This window comes from Massilia sp. LMS1-1-1.1 (assembly GCF_040815535.1).
Classification (GTDB): Bacteria; Pseudomonadota; Gammaproteobacteria; order Burkholderiales; family Burkholderiaceae_D; genus Janthinobacterium; species Janthinobacterium aestuarii.
The window spans coordinates 833,541-852,475 of record NZ_JBFPNG010000001.1 but is presented as its reverse complement, the minus strand read 5'-3'; the positions used below and the strand labels follow the sequence as shown (position 1 = coordinate 852,475).

At 60.8% G+C, this 18,935-nt stretch carries 22 protein-coding genes and 2 tRNA genes; 16 read left to right on the top strand and 8 right to left on the bottom strand.

The window, feature by feature from the left end; translation table 11 throughout:
* Window positions 1-11 precede the first annotated feature (11 nt).
* From ureE to MRBLMS1_RS03895, 4 genes are read left to right on the top strand one after another with little or no spacing between them, the layout of a single operon-like run.
* Window positions 12-536 (top strand): urease accessory protein UreE, encoded by a 525-nt coding sequence (gene ureE / locus MRBLMS1_RS03910; RefSeq protein ID WP_485877932.1) that lies wholly within the window; start codon window positions 12-14, stop codon window positions 534-536.
* Window positions 536-1,216, top strand: a complete 681-nt coding sequence (locus MRBLMS1_RS03905; protein WP_485877930.1) for an urease accessory protein UreF — start codon at window positions 536-538, stop codon at window positions 1,214-1,216. Before ureE ends, MRBLMS1_RS03905 begins: the two co-directional genes overlap by 1 nt.
* Window positions 1,217-1,239: 23 nt before the next feature.
* A complete protein-coding gene (ureG, locus tag MRBLMS1_RS03900) occupies window positions 1,240-1,878 on the top strand; it encodes an urease accessory protein UreG (RefSeq protein WP_070304690.1) in 639 nt (212 codons plus the stop codon).
* Complete coding sequence (locus tag MRBLMS1_RS03895) at window positions 1,875-2,435, top strand: HupE/UreJ family protein (protein WP_485877929.1); 561 nt, start codon at window positions 1,875-1,877, stop codon at window positions 2,433-2,435. Before ureG ends, MRBLMS1_RS03895 begins: the two co-directional genes overlap by 4 nt.
* Here MRBLMS1_RS03895 and MRBLMS1_RS03890 read toward each other — a convergent pair.
* Window positions 2,432-3,043, bottom strand: a complete 612-nt coding sequence (locus MRBLMS1_RS03890; protein ID WP_485877927.1) for a 1-acyl-sn-glycerol-3-phosphate acyltransferase — start codon at window positions 3,041-3,043, stop codon at window positions 2,432-2,434. The two genes, MRBLMS1_RS03895 and MRBLMS1_RS03890, sit on opposite strands and share 4 nt — an antisense overlap.
* A 250-nt stretch (window positions 3,044-3,293) precedes the next feature.
* Between MRBLMS1_RS03890 and MRBLMS1_RS03885 the strand changes: the two genes are divergently transcribed.
* Window positions 3,294-3,515 (top strand): hypothetical protein, encoded by a 222-nt coding sequence (locus MRBLMS1_RS03885; protein WP_034751929.1) that lies wholly within the window; start codon window positions 3,294-3,296, stop codon window positions 3,513-3,515.
* Window positions 3,516-3,624: 109 nt separating this feature from the next.
* Here the strand turns inward: MRBLMS1_RS03885 and MRBLMS1_RS03880 are convergent, their stop codons facing one another.
* The 5 genes from MRBLMS1_RS03880 to MRBLMS1_RS03860 all read right to left on the bottom strand — a co-directional run bounded on the left by MRBLMS1_RS03880 (window position 3,625) and on the right by MRBLMS1_RS03860 (window position 7,532).
* Complete coding sequence (locus MRBLMS1_RS03880) at window positions 3,625-4,689, bottom strand: alkene reductase (protein WP_139089709.1); 1,065 nt, start codon at window positions 4,687-4,689, stop codon at window positions 3,625-3,627.
* Window positions 4,690-4,745: 56 nt separating this feature from the next.
* A complete protein-coding gene (locus tag MRBLMS1_RS03875; protein ID WP_034751927.1) occupies window positions 4,746-5,042 on the bottom strand; it encodes an ArsR/SmtB family transcription factor in 297 nt (98 codons plus the stop codon).
* 139 nt (window positions 5,043-5,181) lie between these two features.
* Entirely contained in the window at window positions 5,182-6,354 is a 1,173-nt protein-coding gene (locus tag MRBLMS1_RS03870) for a helix-turn-helix transcriptional regulator (RefSeq protein ID WP_128142691.1), read from the bottom strand.
* A 72-nt stretch (window positions 6,355-6,426) separates the two neighbouring features.
* Window positions 6,427-7,008, bottom strand: coding sequence for a hypothetical protein (locus tag MRBLMS1_RS03865; RefSeq protein ID WP_139143482.1), 582 nt, complete (start codon window positions 7,006-7,008; stop codon window positions 6,427-6,429).
* A gap of 164 nt (window positions 7,009-7,172) precedes the next feature.
* Entirely contained in the window at window positions 7,173-7,532 is a 360-nt protein-coding gene (locus tag MRBLMS1_RS03860) for a DUF1304 domain-containing protein (protein WP_034751924.1), read from the bottom strand.
* 211 nt (window positions 7,533-7,743) lie between these two features.
* On the opposite strand from MRBLMS1_RS03860, the gene sugE reads away from it, so the two are divergent.
* Both sugE and MRBLMS1_RS03850 read left to right on the top strand, forming a co-directional pair.
* Entirely contained in the window at window positions 7,744-8,064 is a 321-nt protein-coding gene (gene sugE, locus MRBLMS1_RS03855) for a quaternary ammonium compound efflux SMR transporter SugE (protein WP_046684095.1), read from the top strand.
* 23 nt (window positions 8,065-8,087) lie between these two features.
* A complete protein-coding gene (locus tag MRBLMS1_RS03850; protein ID WP_070217979.1) occupies window positions 8,088-8,417 on the top strand; it encodes an SMR family transporter in 330 nt (109 codons plus the stop codon).
* A gap of 161 nt (window positions 8,418-8,578) precedes the next feature.
* Here MRBLMS1_RS03850 and MRBLMS1_RS03845 read toward each other — a convergent pair whose 3' ends face one another.
* Complete coding sequence (locus MRBLMS1_RS03845; RefSeq protein WP_485877923.1) at window positions 8,579-9,541, bottom strand: M14 family metallopeptidase; 963 nt, start codon at window positions 9,539-9,541, stop codon at window positions 8,579-8,581.
* 139 nt (window positions 9,542-9,680) lie between these two features.
* On the opposite strand from MRBLMS1_RS03845, the gene MRBLMS1_RS03840 reads away from it, so the two are divergent.
* The gene (locus tag MRBLMS1_RS03840) at window positions 9,681-10,793 is read left to right on the top strand and encodes an acyltransferase family protein (protein WP_485877921.1); all 1,113 of its coding nucleotides are present in this window, start codon (window positions 9,681-9,683) and stop codon (window positions 10,791-10,793) included.
* A gap of 1 nt (window position 10,794) precedes the next feature.
* On the opposite strand, the gene MRBLMS1_RS03835 is transcribed toward MRBLMS1_RS03840, so the two are convergent.
* A complete protein-coding gene (locus MRBLMS1_RS03835) occupies window positions 10,795-11,259 on the bottom strand; it encodes a hypothetical protein (RefSeq protein ID WP_070304716.1) in 465 nt (154 codons plus the stop codon).
* A gap of 136 nt (window positions 11,260-11,395) precedes the next feature.
* On the opposite strand from MRBLMS1_RS03835, the gene MRBLMS1_RS03830 reads away from it, so the two are divergent.
* The 8 genes from MRBLMS1_RS03830 to pheT all read left to right on the top strand — a co-directional run bounded on the left by MRBLMS1_RS03830 (window position 11,396) and on the right by pheT (window position 18,784).
* Window positions 11,396-11,472 (top strand) — tRNA-Val (locus MRBLMS1_RS03830).
* A 63-nt stretch (window positions 11,473-11,535) separates the two neighbouring features.
* Window positions 11,536-11,612 (top strand) — tRNA-Val (locus tag MRBLMS1_RS03825).
* A 213-nt stretch (window positions 11,613-11,825) separates the two neighbouring features.
* Complete coding sequence (gene thrS, locus MRBLMS1_RS03820; RefSeq protein WP_485877919.1) at window positions 11,826-13,733, top strand: threonine--tRNA ligase; 1,908 nt, start codon at window positions 11,826-11,828, stop codon at window positions 13,731-13,733.
* A gap of 12 nt (window positions 13,734-13,745) precedes the next feature.
* Window positions 13,746-14,306, top strand: a complete 561-nt coding sequence (gene infC / locus MRBLMS1_RS03815) for a translation initiation factor IF-3 (RefSeq protein WP_205711303.1) — start codon at window positions 13,746-13,748, stop codon at window positions 14,304-14,306.
* A 227-nt stretch (window positions 14,307-14,533) separates the two neighbouring features.
* On the top strand, window positions 14,534-14,731 hold the full coding sequence (gene rpmI / locus MRBLMS1_RS03810; protein ID WP_038493025.1) for a 50S ribosomal protein L35: 198 nt from the start codon (window positions 14,534-14,536) through the stop codon (window positions 14,729-14,731).
* A 26-nt stretch (window positions 14,732-14,757) separates the two neighbouring features.
* On the top strand, window positions 14,758-15,117 hold the full coding sequence (gene rplT, locus MRBLMS1_RS03805; protein WP_010399214.1) for a 50S ribosomal protein L20: 360 nt from the start codon (window positions 14,758-14,760) through the stop codon (window positions 15,115-15,117).
* Between the two features lie 145 nt (window positions 15,118-15,262).
* Window positions 15,263-16,279, top strand: coding sequence for a phenylalanine--tRNA ligase subunit alpha (gene pheS, locus MRBLMS1_RS03800; protein WP_034751917.1), 1,017 nt, complete (start codon window positions 15,263-15,265; stop codon window positions 16,277-16,279).
* A 78-nt stretch (window positions 16,280-16,357) separates the two neighbouring features.
* Entirely contained in the window at window positions 16,358-18,784 is a 2,427-nt protein-coding gene (pheT, locus tag MRBLMS1_RS03795) for a phenylalanine--tRNA ligase subunit beta (protein ID WP_485877916.1), read from the top strand.
* The last annotated feature ends 151 nt before the right edge of the window (window positions 18,785-18,935 follow it).

The following is an 18,935-nucleotide window of genomic DNA, read 5'->3' as shown; positions in this document are numbered from 1 at the left end:
AGGAGACAAACATGCTGACTTTGCATACCAAGTTGGGATCAGAAGACCAGCGCGCACCGTTTGCGCAACTGGTGCTGCCCTACGACCAGCGCGAAAAATGCCGGCTGCGCGCCGTGCTGTCGAATGGCGACGACGTGGCCGTGTTCACCGTGCGCGGCACGGTGCTGCGCGACGGCGAACGCATGACGGGGCCGGAAGGGCAGGTGGTGCAGATCGTTGCCGCGCGCGAGCCGACCTATCTGGTGCAATGCGCCGATGCGCACACCCTGCTGCGTTGCGCTTTCCACCTGGGCAACCGCCATACGCAGGCGCAGGTGGGCGACGGCTTTTTGCGCATCCGCAAGGACGTCGTGCTGAAGGAGATGCTCGAAGGCTTGCAGGCAATGGTGACGGAAGAAAGCGCACCGTTCGAGCCCGAGGCGGGCGCGTATGGCGGCGGCCATGGCCACCACGACGGCCACGGCCAGCACTTGCTGGCGCCCGTGCCGCTGCGGCAGAAAATCCACCGTCCCGGCGATGTGCCAGGCGCTGCGTGATGCAGGCATCGGCCCTGCTGCATTTGCTGCAGTTCGCCAGCCCGGCCTTGCCGATTGGCGCCTACAGCTATTCGCAGGCGCTGGAAGCGGCGCTCGAATCCGGCCTGGTGCACAACGCGGCCACGGCGCGCGACTGGATCGCCGAGCATCTGGCGCAGGTAGTGGCGCGCTGGGAAGCGCCTTTGTGCTGGCGCTTGATGCAGGCGTTCGAGGCGCAGGATTTGCGCGCCGTGCAGCGCTGGAGCGAGCGTTTCATCGCGTCGCGCGACACGGCGGAATTTCGCGCCGAAACGATCCAGATGGGCTATTCCCTGACCAAATTGCTGGCCGAACTGGGCGTGGCCGACGGCGTCTTGATCGACATGCTGCAGGGCCAGCAGGAGGTGGCCCTGCCCACGGCCTATGCCTGCGCCGTGGCGGCACTGGCCATTCCGCGCGAGCAAGCGCTGCTGGCCATGCTGTTCGCCTGGGCGGAAAACCAGGTGCTCGTCTGCGTGAAATCCGTGCCGCTGGGGCAGGTGGCCGGGCAGCGATTGCTGCTGTCGCTGCGCCCCGACCTGGAAGCGGCGGCGCTCACTGCGCAAACCTTGCAAGACGACGAGATGGGCAACTGGGCGCCCGGCCTGTCGCTGCTGTCGATGCACCACGAAGTGCAGTACAGCCGCCTGTACCGTTCCTGAACATGACAACGAGAGACCATACTATGACTTCGATCACCTCCAATCCGCTGCGCGTGGGCATCGGCGGGCCCGTCGGCTCGGGCAAGACGGCCCTGTGCGAAATGCTGTGCAAGGGCATGCGCGAGCGCTACGACATGGCCGTCATCACGAATGACATCTACACCAAGGAAGACATGGAAATCCTGCTGCGCGCGGACGCCTTGCCGGCCGAGCGCCTGATGGGCGTGGAGACGGGCGGCTGCCCGCACACGGCCATCCGCGAAGACGCTTCCATCAACCTGGAAGCCATCGCGCGCATGCAGGCGGATTTTCCCGAGCTTGACTTGATCCTCGTCGAATCGGGCGGGGATAACCTGGCCGCCACCTTCAGCCCGGAATTGTCGGACCTGACGATTTACGTAATCGACGTGGCGGGCGGCGAAAAAATCCCGCGCAAGGGCGGACCCGGCATCACGCGTTCCGATTTGCTGATCATCAACAAGACGGACCTGGCGCCGTATGTGGGCGCCAATCTGGACATCATGGCGCAAGATGCCAAGCGCATGCGCGGCGCGCGCCCGTTTGTGTTCACCAACCTGCGCAGCGGCGACGGCGTGCAGGTGGTCATCGATTTTATCCGCGAGCAAGGTTTGCTCGATCAACCAGGCAAGGAGCTGCAATGAGCGCAACACTGATGAAGAAAACCACCGCCGTGGCTGCCCTGTGCCTGCTGGCCTTGCCTGCGATGGCCCACCCCGGCCACGGCGAGAGCGTGGGCTTCCTGGCCGGTTTCGCCCATCCGTTCACGGGCATCGACCATTTGCTGGCCATGCTGGGCGTGGGCATCTGGGGCGGCCAGCAGCGCCGCGGCCTGGCCCAGCCCGCCACATTTCTCGGCATGATGCTGCTTGGCGCGCTGGCAGGCATGGCGGGCTTGACGGTACCCGGGCTGGAAACGGGCATCGCCGCCACGGTGGCGCTGGTGGGCCTGGCCATCGCGCTGGCGCTGGCCTTGCCGAACTGGCTGGGCATGGGACTGGTGGGCTTGTTTGCGCTGGCGCATGGCAATGCGCACGGCCAGGAGTTGCCGGCCGCCTCGGCCGCCTGCGGCTTCATGCTGGCCTCGGCCATCTTGCTTGGGACGGGACGTTTCACCGGCCAGGTGCTGGCCGAGCGCATGTTGCGGGTGGCTGGCATGGCCTTGACGGCCGCCGGCGTGGTACTGATGGGAGTTGCTTAGGCGCCGGGACGCTTGTCCGACAGCACGATGGGCGCCGCCTTTTCAGGGTGCAAGCCCTGGTGTCCCGCATACACGGCGGCAATCGCCGCCATGTCGGCGTCCTTGTCGCCTGTCAGATATAAATGGTCGACGACGCCCAGCACCTTGTTCGGGTAGTCGATGTAGACCAGCAGCAACGGTACCTTGGCCGCCACGGCCAGGTGATAAAAGCCGCTTTTCCAGTTCGGGCGGTAGCTGCGCGTCGCTTCCGGCGTGATGGCCAGCCAGTACCAGTCGGCCGCCAGCATGCGTTCGGCCTGGCGCTGTATCGTGCCGCTGGTGGTGCTGCGGTCGACCGGTTCGCCGCCCAGGTAGCGCAGCACCTTGCCCATCGGACCGCGGAACAGCGAATCCTTGGCCAGCCAGCGGAACGGCAGCGACAGCGCCCATTTGCCGAACAGGCCGACGATGAAATCCCAGTTGGACGTGTGCGGGTAGACGACGGCGATGCCGCGCGGCCCCGGCAAGGGGCGAAAGCGCATGCGCCAGCCGAACAGGTGCAGCACGCGCAGCGCGCAGCGCTGGTGCCAGGTCGGCAAGTCGCCCGCTTGTACAAATAAATCGTCCATTGATACCCTTCAGTGACACTATTCTTAATGGGATGGCGCTGGTGGCCATTTTCCTTGAAGCAAAAATTCTGCGCAGGCATTCTATACGGGGCTGGCGGTGGCGACAAGCAGCCGAGGCCGCTATTCATGCGGTGTCGGGGCGATTGCCGCTGCTATTTTAACGATGCTTTGCCACGGTGTCGGGCACTAAATGTGCACAATGTGGTCAAAACTTGATGCAAGGTTGATCCACCCGATAGGGAGCCGTGGCATGAAAAACAATATTGATGATGGACATGGGCAGCAAGTCCGAACGGACAAAGTGATGGCCGAGCTTGTCGAGCGTGGCGTGGCGTTTCATCATGCGCTGGGGCGAACGGTGGCGACGGCCTACTTGCGCGAGCACGCGGTGCCGGCCGAGGTGATACGCCGTGTCTTCAGCAGCGTGCAGGCGCGCCGTCCGGCCCGGCCGGCACGGCGCCGATGGCGCTGAAGCGTAGACAAAAACGGCGGGCGCCGCGATCGTCACGCAGTCCGTTGCGTTCGTATCGTTGCGCCCGCCGCCAGGGGGAGGAGCCGCTAGTTGCTGCTCAGGGCGCCGTTCAGCCGTGGGCCGCCAGCGCCGGGTAGTCCGTGTAGCCGGCCGCGTCCGGCGCGTACAGGGTGGCCGGGTTCAGCGGGTTCAACGGCGCGTCGCTGTGCAGGCGGATGGGCAGGTCGGGGTTGGCGATGAACCACAGGCCAAAGGCGACGGCATCGGCTTCGCCCTTGGCCAGCAGGGCTTCGGCCGCCGCCTTGTCCATTTTTTCGTTGGCGATGTACACGCCGCCGAATTCCTGTTTCAGGTACGGACCCAGGCGGTCGTCGCCAAGCGCTTCGCGCGCGCAGATGAAGGCGATGCCGCGTTTGCCCAGTTCGCGTGCCACGTAGCCGAAGGTGGCGCGCGGGTCGGAGTCGCCCATGTCGTGCGCGTCGCGGCGCGGCGCCATATGCATGCCGACCTTGTCCGCGCCCCATACTTCGATACACGCGTCCGTCACTTCCAGCATCAACCGGGCGCGGTTTTCTATCGACCCGCCATAGTTGTCGGTGCGCAAGTTGGTGCTGTCTTGCAGGAACTGGTCGAGCAAATAGCCATTGGCGCCGTGGATTTCCACGCCGTCGAAGCCCGCTTTTTTCGCATTTTCCGCGCCCAGGCGGTAGGCCGCGACGATGCCGGGAATCTCTTCCACATCGAGCGCGCGCGGCGTGACGAATTCCTGTTGCGGGCGCACCAGGCTCACGTGGCCGGCCGGCTTGACGGCGCTGGGCGCCACGGGCAGGTCGCCGTCGAGGAAGAGTGGTGCGGAAATGCGGCCCACGTGCCACAGTTGCAGCACGATCAGGCCGCCCGCGTCATGCACGGCCTTGGTGATGTGTTTCCAGCCTTCCACCTGTTCCTCGGACCAGATGCCCGGGGTGTCGGCATAGCCCACGCCCTGCGGCGTGACGGCCGTCGCTTCCGAGATGATCATGCCGGCCGAAGCGCGCTGCGTGTAGTACTCGGCCATCAGGGCGTTGGGCACGCGGCCCGGATTGCCGGCGCGCGAACGCGTCAGCGGTGCCATGATGATGCGGTTTTTCAGTTGCAGGCTGCCAATGGTGATGGGATCGAATAAAGTTGCCATGATGGTTGTCTTTCCTGTCGAGAGTGCCGCGTGCGGCGATGTGGATGGGGTTGCTGTTACAAACCTTGCTGCATGTGATCGAGAAAGGCCTGGATGGTGGCTTCATTGCGGCTGAAGAAACTCCATTGGCCCACCTTGGTGGCCGAAATCAGGCCCGCCTTCTGCAAGCTGGCCAGGTGTGCCGACACCGTCGATTGCGACAGGTTCAGGCGCCGGTCGATCAGGCCGGCGCACACGCCCAGGTGCAGCGGGTGATCCTGCTCCTGGAAATACTGTTCCGGCTCCTTCAGCCATTGCAGGATCTGCCGCCGCACGGGATTGGCCAACGCCTTGTGGATGGCGTCGATATCCATATTGTTTCTCCTGAACATACAATTCGCTTTTCAGCGATGTATATATCGTGATTGTTCAATTCTAATATCGCTATTTTACGATATAGGTATCTTACGATATAAATGAAAAGCGTGCTGGCGGCACGCATTTTTGAAGGGTTCAGGCGGGAAGGGGATTGCGCTGCAGTACGGCCGGACCTGTCAGCACGATGCGCACCAGGTCCACCTGGCGCTGGGCGCCGGCCTTGGCGGTGGCGCTCTTGATCTGCGTGCGCGCCGTGTGGATGGAGATGCGCTGGCGCTCGGCGTATTCCTGCAAGGAATAGCCGTTGACGAGCGCTTCCGTCAGGCGCGCCTCGGCCACCGTCATGCCATAGAAATTGCGCAAGGTGGCGGCCAGCGAGGTGATCAGGTCGCTGCTGTCGCTGAGGAAAACGGCGATGGCGCTGGCCGAGCCGAATGGGCTGTGCCAGGAAGGCAGGGGCGTGACGCGCAGGCGCAGCTGTTCGCCCGTCAGTCCGTTCAGATTGAGCACGCCGCCGGGGCCGCCTGCCGCCGTCGTGCCCGTTTGCGCGGCCTCATGCAGCAAGCGCCGCAGCGCGCCGTTGTCCGCTTCGCGCGGGCAATACAGGGGCGCGCCTTCGCGCAGCCGCAGCAGCCGCGTCGAAGCCGTCATGGCCAGCGCGCGCTCGTTGGCGTACAGCAATTGCGACGTGGCGTCGAGCAGCAGCACGCCAAACGGCAGCAATTCCAGTACCTGGGTGGAACTCTGGGACAGCACTTCGAGCCGGCGCAGCTTGCGCTGCAGGGCAAAGGCCGTTTGCAGATGCGGCATCAGCTTGCGCATCAGCGCCAGCTCGCCCGCGTCGTAGGCGCCCGCCTGTTCGCGGCGCACCACGGTGACGTTGGTGGAGCGTTCGGCGCGCAATTCGACGATGGCCGCCGCCGTATAAAAGATGTCTTGCGGGCGCAACCAGTCCGTCCAGTATTCGGTTTTCTTCAGGCAATGGTCGGGAAACAGCATGGAGCCGGTGACGACCGCGCCTTCGCGGTGCAGGGAGGCGTCTTCCAGCCACACGTTGCGCGCACCGTAATAGCTGGCAAAGCTGGCCATGGCGTCCGATGCGAAGCCATAGGTGGCGGCCAGGCCGCTGCCCGGCAGCTGGACATCGACCGAGCGGTTGCTGAAATCATTGGCCCAGATCAGGCCCGCGTGCGACTGCAACTGTTGCGCCAGGGCGGCCAGGAATTGCGACCAGGCACCATGTTGCGTGGCCGCTTCGTAGATCAGGGTAATCAGTGCCTGGCTGGCGACGGCGAGCGATGGCGTCATTGGCGATCCTCATGGCGGCAAGCGGTGGGCAAGACAGACAAGGGCGGCCTTTGCTGCGGCCGCCCGGCTTCCTTAACGCGATTCCAGCCAGCTTTTGCCGCCCGACGTGCACGTGCTGAGGCTGGCGTACTGGCTCACATAGTTATAGCCGCTGCCACAGCCGCCTTCGCCAGATTTGACGGGGCCGTAGCAAGCGCCTTCATAGCTGAGCTTACCATTGACGGTGGTGCTTTTGACACAGAAATTGTAGTTGCTTGCCGTCGTGTTGTTGGGCAAGGTGGTGCCATTGTTTTGCCCGCAGCCGAGTTCCTTGCTCACGCTGCGCGCATAGTCGACCATTTTCTGGTACGTGCCGCTGTAGTAGGCATCGGCCTTGGCTTTTTCCCCCAGCTTGCAGGCGGCGATCACGCTGTCATAGCCGGAATCGGCCTGCGCATAGTTGCCCGATACCTGGATGCCGCAGGCGCTGGCCTGCTTGCGTTCCGCGTCGCTGATCAGATTGCTGTACTGGCAGTTTGCCGAGGTGCCGCTGGTGCCGCCGGCGCTGGTGGAACCGCTGCCCGAGCTGGTGTCGTCGCTGCCGCCGCCACCGCAGGCGGACAGCATGAGGCAGCCGAGTAAAGTGACGGCAAAGGTGGTTGGATGTGCTTGCATGATTTCCCCTGTGGACTGTGACGTGCCACCATGTATCTGGTGGTATCTTTTTTATTGCTACAAGGAATTGTATCGGGCATGTTTTTTGGAAACATCACCCATATGGGGTATGCGCGGGCAGCACGGAGCGGGGGAGGGCGGCCGGCTGGCCGCCCCGGCAGGCATCAGGCGAAGTGGAACAGCAGCAAGGCGATGACGGCAGGCACCGTTTGCAGGTAGAGGATGCGCGTCATGACGGTGGCCGCGCCCCACACGCCGGCCACGGCGATGCACGCCAGGCCGAACACGGTGAATGCATAAGCGATGGCCGCGTCCGGGTGAAAAAAGCCCAGTGCCAGCGCGGCGACGAGAAAGCCGTTGTAGCAGCCCTGGTTCGACATGGCGGGACGCACGATCTCCGCCTTTTCCTTGGACAGGCCAAACACCTTGCGTCCGCGCGCATCGAACAGCACGGTTTCCAGCAGCACGATGTACACGTGCAGCAGCAGGATGAGGGCGGTAAGGATTTGGGCCAGTAGCAGCATCGTTGTTCCCGAAAGTGAATGGATGCGGCAATTATGCTGCCAAGTGCATGTTTTTTGGCAACTTTCGATTAGAGCAGCCGCACTAGCGATAGTGTGCTTGGGGCAAGATTTTTCACCCAATGGTATACTTTTCCCTTTGCTCCTGTGGGGACGACCCCGCTCGATGTGGGGCTGTATGGCGGGGACGACCCTGCCGCCTCGGGAGAAAAGTATGGCATGGATCATTCTGGTATTGGCGGGTTTGCTGGAAATCGGCTGGGCCATCGGCCTCAAATACAGCGCCGGCTTTACGCGCCTCGTGCCTTCCGTGCTGACGGCTGTTTCCATGGTGGGCAGCGTGGTGATGCTGGGCCTGGCCTTGCGCACCTTGCCGCTGGGCACGGCCTACGCCATCTGGACGGGCATCGGCACCGTTGGCACGGCCATCTTTGGCATCATGGTGCTGGGCGAACCGGCCAGTGCCGCGCGCATCGCCTGCATCGCCCTGATCGTGTCCGGCATCCTGGGCTTGAAACTGCTCAGCCCACAATAAAGGACGCCCGCATGAGTCTTGCCATGACCTATTTCTACCTGGCCATCGCCATCATCGCCGAAGTGATCGCCACCAGCGCCTTGAAGGCGTCCGAGGGTTTCAGCCGCTTGTGGCCCAGCGTCATCACCGTGGTCGGCTACAGCATCGCCTTCTGGTGCTTGTCCCTGACCCTGAAGGTCATTCCTACCGGCATCGTGTATGCGATCTGGTCGGGCGTGGGCATCGTGCTCATTTCCGCCGTCGGCTGGTTCTGGTTCAAGCAGAGCCTCGACACGCCGGCCTTGATCGGCCTGGGGCTGATCATTGCCGGCGTGCTCGTGATTAACTTGTTTTCCAAGTCCGTCGGGCACTAGGAGCCTATCCCAGTAGATGAATACATCCCCTGCTGGCGCCCCTCAGAAGCGGGGACTGCGTTGATCGTCGTCGCGTGGCTCGCCACGCGTCCTCCTCACGCCTTGTCCGCGCTCCTGATGAACTACCAGCAGATGACGCTCCCTACTGGAATAGGCTCTAATCAAAAACTGCTGGCAACCCTTGCCAGGTAATACCACTCGGCATTGGCTTGCGCGTTGACGTCCGGGAACAGGATGTAGGCGTCGAACTCGGCCGTCACGGGCGTGCCGTCCGCGCGTACGCCGATCTGCTCGCCCTGTTGCACCTTGTCAAAGCTGGACCAGGTCTTGATGAAGCGGTCGCCCGCATCGAGCTTGTCGTGCACGACGATCATGTTCAGCGCTTCCATGTCTGCATCGGCAATCGGTTCGGGCTGCGGCGCGTCGATGAAGCCGAGGAAGGCGAGCGTGTTCATGATGGCGCGGTAGGCAACGTCCGGCGCGGCCGGGTCCGCGTGCTGGCCGCATTCCAGGGTCAGCGCATAGCCGCCCGTCGAGCGCATGTATTCCGTCGTGCCCACGCCGTAGCGCAAGACCATGCCCACCTGGTCGCTGCTGCCCAGGCGGCGCTGCACGCCGGCGCCATACGTTTGCAGCCAGCCATCAACGAAGCGGCGCACGCCCAGGCGGCGCGCCAGCGCGCGTTCCTTGTCTTCGTGCTTGAACGGTTGCAGCGGGCCATCGTTGTTGCGCGGACCCACCATGACGAAGGGCTGGCTGTCGGCATTGAACGAGTGCAAGTCCAGCAGCACGTCATGCTGGCCCAGCAGCGGGCACAGCCAGTTGGCGATGCGGTCTTCGAAATCCTGGGGATTGTCGTTGGGGAACAGGTTGCGGTTCAGGTTGCGGTCGCCGCTGCGCACGCCCTTGGCGTAAGCAAGCGGGTTGGTGATGGGCACGAACGTGACGCTGCCGGCCACGATGGAGAGGGCGCCGCTGTCGAGTTCAGCCATCACGCGGTGGATGCCCTTGGTGCCGCAGGTTTCATTGCCGTGTACGGCGCCGGTGACGATCAGGCGGGGGCCGCTGCCCTGGCCCGTGTAGTTGATGGACTTGAAGTGGAGTGCGCTGCTCATGCTGGACATATCCTATTGTGTATCAGGGAAGGGAAAGCGGGGTCGGCATATTTTAGCGGGATTCACCACAGGCTCCCGTAAAAATGTGCGCATCGTCGGCCCCGGCATGGCATGATCGGCGCCACCGTTGTTTTCCCTTGCCGATTCCATGCCCAGCACTTCCCATCCTTCCCGCCTGTACGGCCTCGATACCCTGCGTGCGCTGGCCATCGTGCTTGTCTTCATGAACCATTATTTGCTGTTCGTCAGCGAGGGCGGGGCGTTCGGTTTCTGGGGTGAAATCGGCTGGGTGGGCGTGGACCTGTTCTTTGCCCTCAGTGGCTACCTGATCGGCAACCAGATCTTTGCGGCCTTGCGCAGCGAGCACGGCTTTTCCTTGCCGCGTTTCTATGCGCGGCGCTTCCTGCGCACCTTGCCCAGTTTCTACGCCGTGCTGGCCCTGTATTACTTGTGGCCCGCGTTTCGCGGCGATAGTGCGTTATTGCCGCTGTGGAAATTCCTGACCTTTACGCAAAACATCAATTTGACGCCGGGTACGGCGTTTTCCCATGCGTGGTCGCTGTGCGTGGAAGAGCAGTTCTACGTGCTGCTGCCGGCCGTGGCGCTGCTGATCGCCGCTTGTCGCAAGTCCTTGCTGTGGGCCTGGCTGGCCGTGGCCGCCAGCTTTATCGTGGGCATGCTGGTGCGCGCCTATTTGTGGGATGAGTATGTGCAAGTGCCGCGCGGCGGCCTTGGCTATTACAAGTATATCTATTACGCGTCGTGGTGCCGCTTCGACGAGCTGGTGGCGGGCGTGGCGCTGGCGCTGCTGAAGAATTACCATCCGGCCGCCTGGACACGCCTGACATCCCATGGCAACCGCAGCTTGCTCGCGGGAATTGCGGGCACGGCGCTGATGTTTTATGTGTTCCTCAACAATCACTATGGCTACTGGGTGACGGTGTTCGGCTATCCGGCCCTGGCCGCCAGTTTTACTCTGCTGCTGATCGCGGCGCTCAGTCCCGCCAGCGCACTCTATCGACTGCGCGTGCCGGGCGCGGCCAGCCTGGCCCTGTGGTCGTATGCGATTTACTTGCTGCACAAGCAGCTGTGCATCTTATTGCGGCCCTATTTGCAAGACGTTGGCCATGGCGCCGATAGCCTCACAGCGATACTGGCCAGTATTGCTGCCAGCATCGCCACGGGCTGGTTTTTATATGCTTTGGTAGAAACGCCGTTCATGCGCTTGCGGGCGCGCTATGTTCCCGCCAATCACGCCTGATTTACATATCGATGACGTCGAGCCCGCGCGGCGTGCCCACCAGCAATTCCAGGATTGCATGCACGCGCAGGTTCGTGTCTTCGTGTTCCGTGTTGAAGATCAGGGTGCGCAGGCCGGGCACGGCTTCCGTGATGTGGTCGCTGGCGTAGGCGTTGATCAATAACAAGACCAGGTCCGTGGCGCCCGCGCCGGGCTGGCGCCGCAGCCGGTCGTGGATCACGTTCAGCAGCGCGCGCTGCATGCGCGGCGTGGGATTGGTGATGTAGGCGAAGACGCTGGGCGTGTTGGCGATGGCCGCGCAGATGCGCCGCTCGATCTCGTCGGGCTTCACGTCGGAGGCAATATCGAAATACGCGGCGTCCCAGCGCGTGCGCGCGTACGGATGATGGGGCGGGAAGGAGTCGGCCGTTTCAAAACCGCAAATGCGGCTCAGGGTTTTCAGCCAAGTTAGTATGGTGGAATTCATGCCCCGATTCTAGCGGCATTCAAGGCGCCGCGGGCCCCCTCTATATAAAGGAGGCTGACGCCCGGAGAATGATTAAAGTTTCCTGTAAAACAGCCCTTGTCATTCTGGGAAAGCCTCTCTATAATGCTGGTCTTCGGGGCGGTTAGTTCAGCTGGTTAGAATACTTGGTCGACATCCAAGGGGTCGGGGATTCGAATTCCTCACCGCCCACCAGAATTTAGCAGTAGATGGTTTTAAAGACGATTGCTGATGCAGTGATCGATAAAAAAGTTTTACGGGCGGTTAGTTCAGCTGGTTAGAATACTTGGTCGACATCCAAGGGGTCGGGGATTCGAATTCCTCACCGCCCACCAGAATGCAGTTAAAGAGAAAGGGTGAACCGGTTATGACACCGCGAACTACTACCAAGCTTTGGGAGTGACGCTAGTCGAACGGGTTTCCTTTGTCTCAAGAAAGTGAAAAACGCGGCTAGTCCGCGTTTTTTTGCGTCCGCGTTTTCCTTTCAGTTTTTCAGTCCACACCACATTGCAGTTTTACCTGGCGCCAGCGCCGATATGGAGATCAATATGCTTACAATCCGACTTCCCGATGGTTCCGCCCGTCAATTCGACGGCCCGGTCACCGTGGCCCAGGTTGCGGCCAATATTGGTACCGGCCTGGCCAAGGCTGCCCTGGCCGGCAAGGTCGACGGCAAGCTGGTCGATACTTCCTATCTGATCGAGCAAGATGCGGAACTGGCGATCGTGACGGACAAGGATGCCGATGGTCTGGAAGTGATCCGCCACTCGACGGCCCACTTGCTGGCGTATGCCGTCAAGGAATTGTTCCCCGATGCACAAGTGACCATCGGCCCCGTGATCGACAACGGCTTTTACTATGACTTCGCCTACAAGCGTCCGTTCACGCCCGAAGATTTGACGGCGATCGAAAAGAAAATGGCGGAACTGGCCAAGAAGGATGAGCAAGTCACGCGCAAGGTTGTCGCGCGCGACGAAGCCATCGAGTACTTCAAGGGTATCGGCGAAGCGTACAAGGCTGAATTGATCGGTTCGATTCCGGCCGACCAGGAAGTGTCGCTGTATTCCGAAGGCAAGTTCACGGACTTGTGCCGCGGCCCCCACGTGCCATCGACGGGCAAGCTGAAAGTGTTCAAGCTGATGAAGCTGGCCGGCGCCTACTGGCGCGGCGACTCGAAAAACGAGATGCTGCAGCGTATCTATGGCACGGCCTGGGCCAAGAAGGAAGACCAGGAGCTGTATTTGCACAACCTGGAAGAGGCGGAAAAGCGCGATCACCGCAAATTGGGCAAGCAGCTCGATTTCTTCCATTTCCAGGAAGAAGCGCCGGGCCTGATCTTCTGGCATCCGAAAGGCTGGTCGATCTGGCAGCAAGTCGAGCAATACATGCGCAATGTGTACCAGGTCAATGGCTATCAGGAAGTCAAGGCGCCGCAAATTCTGGACCGTGGCTTGTGGGAAAAAACCGGTCACTGGGACAATTACCGTGAAAACATGTTTATCACGGAATCGGAAAACCGCGCCTATGCGCTGAAGCCGATGAATTGCCCTGGCCATATCCAGATTTTCAACAATGGCATGCGCAGCTACCGCGACCTGCCATTGCGTTACGGCGAATTCGGCCAATGCCACCGCAACGAGCCATCGGGCGCCTTGCACGGCATGATGCGCGTGCGCGGCTTTACGCAGGATGATGGCCACATCTTCTGCCTGGAAGAGCAGATCGCCGGCGAAGTGACGGCGTTCCACCAGCAGGCGATGGATGTGTACACGGCTTTCGGCTTCACGAATATCGATGTGAAACTGGCTTTGCGTCCTGATAACCGCATCGGCACGGAAGAGTCGTGGGATTTCGCCGAGGAATCCCTGCGTTCGGCCCTGCGCGCCTGCGGCGTGGAATGGACGGAATTGCCGGGCGAGGGCGCGTTCTACGGTCCGAAGATCGAATACCACCTGAAGGATAGCCTGGGCCGCGCATGGCAAGTGGGCACCGTGCAGATCGATCCGTCGATGCCGGGCCGCCTGGGTGCCGAATACGTGGCCGTGGACAACACGCGCCAGGTGCCGATCATGCTGCACCGCGCGATCGTCGGTTCGCTGGAACGTTTCATCGGCATCCTGATCGAACACTATGCGGGCGCCATGCCGTTGTGGCTGTCGCCGGTGCAGGTGTCGGTGTTGAATATTTCCGACGCTCAAGCTGACTATGTACAGGAAGTTACAACAAAACTGCGCAAAGCGGGGCTGCGCGTACAGGCTGATTTGCGTAACGAGAAGATTACCTATAAAATACGTGAACATTCCGTACAAAAATTGCCTTACATCTTAGTGATTGGCGACAAAGAGCGGGATGCGAATACAGTGGCCGTGCGGGCGCGGGGCAATGTCGATCTGGGCGTGATGTCCATCGATGCCCTGATAGAGCGACTCAAACATGAAGTCGACACCAAGGCCTGACGAGGAAACTCGCTGCACGACCGTCTTACAAGATTTTTAAAGGAAATTACAATAGCTACTGACAAGTCACATCGCATCAATGGCGAAATCACTGCCCCTGAAATGCGTTTAAGCGGGGTCGATAACGAGCCACTCGGTATCGTAAGTTTGGCTGAAGCCTTCCGCCTGGCGGAAGAGGCAAACGTCGATCTGGTGGAAATTGCGCCTACCGCGCAGCCACCGGTGTGCCGTTTGATGGACTACGGCAAATTTAAGTATTCGGAGCAAAAGAAAGCTCACGAAGCCAAATTGAAGCAAAAGATCATCCTCGTGAAGGAAGTCAAATTCCGTCCGGGGACTGATGATGGTGACTACAATATCAAGTTGCGTAATCTCATCAAGTTCCTTGAAGATGGCGATAAAACCAAGATCACCTTGCGTTTCCGCGGTCGTGAGATGGCGCATCAGGATATTGGCTTCCGCATGCTGGAACGTCTGAAAGCCGATCTGGAGCCGTACGGCCAGGTCGAGCAGTTCCCGAAGATGGAAGGCCGCCAAATGATCATGGTTCTTTCGCCTAAGAAGAAGAAGTAAGATACAATAGCGTTTTACTGTGGATCGACGTGGTTTGTGCCTGCATGGGCGCGACACCAGATTCCAGGCAGAATTTGCGCGGCCCGGTCAGCAATGCCCGGGCCGCGTGAACTGTAGTGGACTCGCATCCGCTGCACAACATGTGAAAGCAGGCATCTAAGCGCAGCGTCGTGTTGCCACCTGCAATCCTGTTATAAATGGAGCTGTCCGTAAGAGGACAGATTGCTATGCCTAAAATGAAGACCAAAAGCTCCGCGAAAAAACGTTTTCGCGTGCGTCCAGGTGGAACAGTCAAGTCGGGTCACGCGTTCAAACGCCACATCCTGACCAAGAAAACCACCAAAAACAAACGTCAGTTGCGCGGTACCCGTAACATCAACGCATCGGATGTCACATCCGTCATGCGCATGATGCCGACTGCTTAATCTCACACTCAATTTAAGGAGTTACTATGCCTAGAGTAAAACGTGGGGTTACAGCTCGTGCCCGTCATAAGAAGATTCTTGTTCAAGCTAAAGGCTACCGTGGTCGCCGCAGCCGTGTATACCGTGTTGCCAAGCAAGCAGTTATGCGCGCTGGCCAATACGCTTACCGCGATCGCCGCAACAAGAAGCGCGTTTTCCGCCGCCTGTGGATCGCCCGTATCAACGCTGCTTCCCGTGAGCATGGCGTAACGTACAGCGTATTCATGAACGGCTTGAAAAAAGCAAATATCGAACTGGACCGTAAAGTCCTGGCCGATATGGCTGTGATGGACAAGCCAGCATTCGCTGCGATTGTCAACGCAGTTAAAGCAAAAATCGCTGCGTAAGCATCGGTCATTGCACAACGTCATCCGTAGGGTGACGTCATAAAGAGCGGGGCAGGGGTGTGAACCTTATGCCCCGTTTCCGTTTTTGATTGTTGGACTTTTGATAATCGAGTCCAGAATTGATGTCCAAAACAGGAAATGCCGCATGAACTCCCTAGAAGAACTCGTCGTCTCGGCCCAGGCTGACTTTATCGCCGCCGCAGACGCTGCCGCACTTGAAAACGCCAAAGCCCGCTACTTGGGCAAGACTGGCCAGATTACCGAAATGATGAAGGGCCTGGGCAAGCTGGACCCGGACGCGCGCAAGGCGCAGGGTGCCCTGATCAACGCCGTCAAAGTGCAGATCGAAGACGCGCTGACGGCGCGCCGTGATGCGCTGGCCGATGCCCAGATGCAAGGCCGTCTGAACGCCGAAGCGATCGACGTGACCCTGCCAGGCCGTGGCCGCATGCCAGGCGGCATCCATCCCGTGATGCGCACGTGGGAGCGGGTCGAGGAAATCTTCCGTTCCATCGGTTTCGACGTGGCCGACGGCCCTGAAATCGAAAACGACTGGACCAACTTCACGGCGCTCAACAGCCCGGAAAACCATCCAGCCCGTTCCATGCAAGACACGTTCTACATCGATGGCAACGACACCGATGGCAAGCCTTTGCTGCTGCGCACGCACACGAGCCCGATGCAGGTGCGTTATGCGCGCACGCATACGCCGCCGATCAAGGTCATCGCACCGGGCCGCACCTACCGCGTCGACAGCGATGCCACCCATTCGCCCATGTTCCACCAGGTCGAAGGCCTGTGGATCGCCGAAGACATCAGCTTTGCCGACCTGAAGGGCGTGTACCTGAACTTCGTCAAGGCCTTCTTCGAGACGGACGACCTGCAGGTGCGCTTCCGCCCGTCGTACTTCCCGTTCACGGAACCGTCGGCCGAGATCGACATCGCCTTTGGCTCTGGTCCTTTAAAAGGCCGTTGGCTGGAAGTGTCGGGCGCCGGCCAGGTGCATCCGACCGTGGTGAAGAACTTCGGCCTCGATCCCGAGAAATTCATCGGTTTCGCTTTCGGCTCCGGCCTGGAACGCTTGACGATGCTGCGTTACGGCATCAACGACCTGCGCCTGTTCTATGAAGGCGACTTGCGTTTCTTGAAGCAATTCAACTAAGCGTTGTTCCGTTTGATTCATGGCGCTTGAGCGCCTGTGCGCTCGCGCTGTGAGCTTTGACCCTTTGAAGGCTTGATTATGCAATTTTCCGAAAACTGGCTCCGTACCATGGTCGATCCGAAGATGACTTCGGACGAACTGGCCCATCTGCTGACCATGTCCGGTCTCGAAGTCGAGGACGTCGATCCTGTCGCCCCGCCGTTCTCGAACGTGGTGGTGGGCCTGGTCCTGGAGATGGAAAAACATCCGAACGCGGACCGCCTGAATGTATGCCAGGTCGACGTCGGCACGGGCACCATGCTCAACATCGTCTGCGGCGCGCCGAACGTGCGCCCGGGCTTGAAAGTCGTCTGCGCGATGGCTGGCGCCGTGCTGCCGCCTGGCGCCGATGGCAAGCCGTTTGAAATCAAGGTGGGCCAGCTGCGCGGCGTCGAGTCGCAAGGCATGCTGTGCTCCGCGCGCGAGTTGAAATTGTCGGAAGAAAACGCCGGCTTGATGGAATTGCCGGACGACGCGCCGATCGGCCAGAATTTCCGCGATTACTTTGCGCTCAACGACTTGAAATTCACCATCAAGTTGACGCCGAACAAGGCGGACTGCCTGTCCGTGCTGGGCGTGGCGCGCGAAGTGTCGGCCTTGACGGGTGTGCCCCTGAATGCGCCTCAGTTCCGCACCGTGCCTGTTTCCAGCGATGAAATCCTGCCCGTGAAAGTCAGCGCGCCGGACCTGTGCGGCCGTTTCACGGGCCGCGTCATCCGCGGCTTGAACGCCAAGGCAGCCACGCCGGACTGGATGAAGCAGCGCCTCGAGCGCAGCGGCCAGCGTCCGCTGTCGGCCCTGGTCGATATCTCGAACTATGTCATGCTGGAGCTGGGCCGTCCCAGCCACGTGTTTGACCTGGCCAAGATCCACGGCAGCCTCGACGTGCGTTGGGGCAAGGCGGGCGAATCCGTCAAACTGTTGAACGGCAATACCATTGCCGTCGACGAGTGGATCGGTGTCATTGCTGATGATAAAGAAATCGAATCCTTGGCCGGCATCATGGGCGGCGACGCCAGCTCCGTGTCGGACGATACGGACAGCATCTATCTGGAAGCGGCATTCTGGTGGCCGAACGCCATTCAAGGCCGCGCGCGCCGTTTGAATTTCTCGACCGATGCGGCGCACCGCTTCGAGCGCGGTGTCGATTTCGCCACCACCGTCGAACACATCGAGCGCATCACGGCACTGATCGTGGAAATCTGCGGCACGCCGTCGACGACCGTCGGCCCCGTCGACGACCACGTGGTGAACTTGCCGCAACGCCAGCCCGTATCGATGCGCACGGCGCGCGCGCAAAAAGTCATCGGCGTGCCGCTCAACGATGAGCTGATCGCCGATATCTTCACGCGCCTTGCCCTGCCATACACCCTGACGGACGGCGTGTTTTCCGTGACCTCGCCCAGCTACCGTTTCGACATCGAGATCGAGGAAGACCTGATCGAGGAAGTGGCGCGCGTGTACGGCTTTGAAAACATCCCGACCTTGCCGCCCGTGGCTGCGAACGTGATGCAGATTGCACCGGAAAATACCCGCTCGCTGTTTGCGGTACGTCATGAACTGGCCGACCTGGGCTTCCAGGAAGTGGTTAACATGAGCTTTGTCGATACGGCATGGGAGCGCGATTTCTCGGGCAACACAAACCCGATCAAATTGCAGAATCCGATCGCCAGCCAGATGAGTGTAATGCGCTCCTCGCTGATCGGCAGCCTGATCGCCAATGTGCGCTACAACCTGAACCGCAAGACGAACCGCGTGCGCATCTTCGAAGTGGGCGCCATCTACCAGCGCGACGACAGCGTGGAAAACGGCCCGTTGTCGGTGGCTGGCTACGCCCAGCCCAAGCGCGTGGCCGCCATGGCCTACGGCGCGGTTGCCGACGAGCAGTGGGGCCAGGCCGCGCGCACGGTCGATTTCTTCGACGTGAAGGCGGACCTGGAAGCGCTGTTCGCGCCGCTGGTCTTGCGTTTCACCAAGGCGGAGCATCCGGCACTGCATCCGGGCCGTTCGGCCAACGTGGAGCTCGATGGCAAGGTCATCGGTTTCATCGGCGAATTGCACCCGCGCTGGATGCAAAAGTATGACTTGCCGCTGGCGCCCGTGCTGTTCGAAGTCGACGCCGCTGCCCTGACGCAAAGAGTCGTGCCCGCGTACCAGGAAATCTCGAAATTCCCTGGTGCCAGCCGCGACCTGGCCGTGGTCGTCAAGCAATCGGTGGCCGTGCAGGATCTGCTCGACAGCTTCCACGCGGCAGCGAAGGCGAGCCCGGCAGCGCGTATCGTGCAAGCCATTGTTTTATTTGATGAATATCGTGGAAAAGGTCTGGAAGCGGATGAAAAAAGCCTTGCTTTCCGGATTAGCTTGCAAGATACTCAAAACACCCTGCAAGACGATGTCGTCGATGGCCTGATGGCTGTTCTGATCGATGCGGCCAAGCAGGGCCACGACGCGAAACTGCGTTCGTAATTACCGGACTGGCCGTCGCCTTGCGTGACGGCCTTTCCGTCGTCAATCGTAGACGAGCTTGCCATGTGGCGAGCTCGGGCGCACAGAAAAGGCAGGGCAGGAAAATTAATAACAGCGACGTTGATTCCGCCGTACTGCAATCCGCACTGGC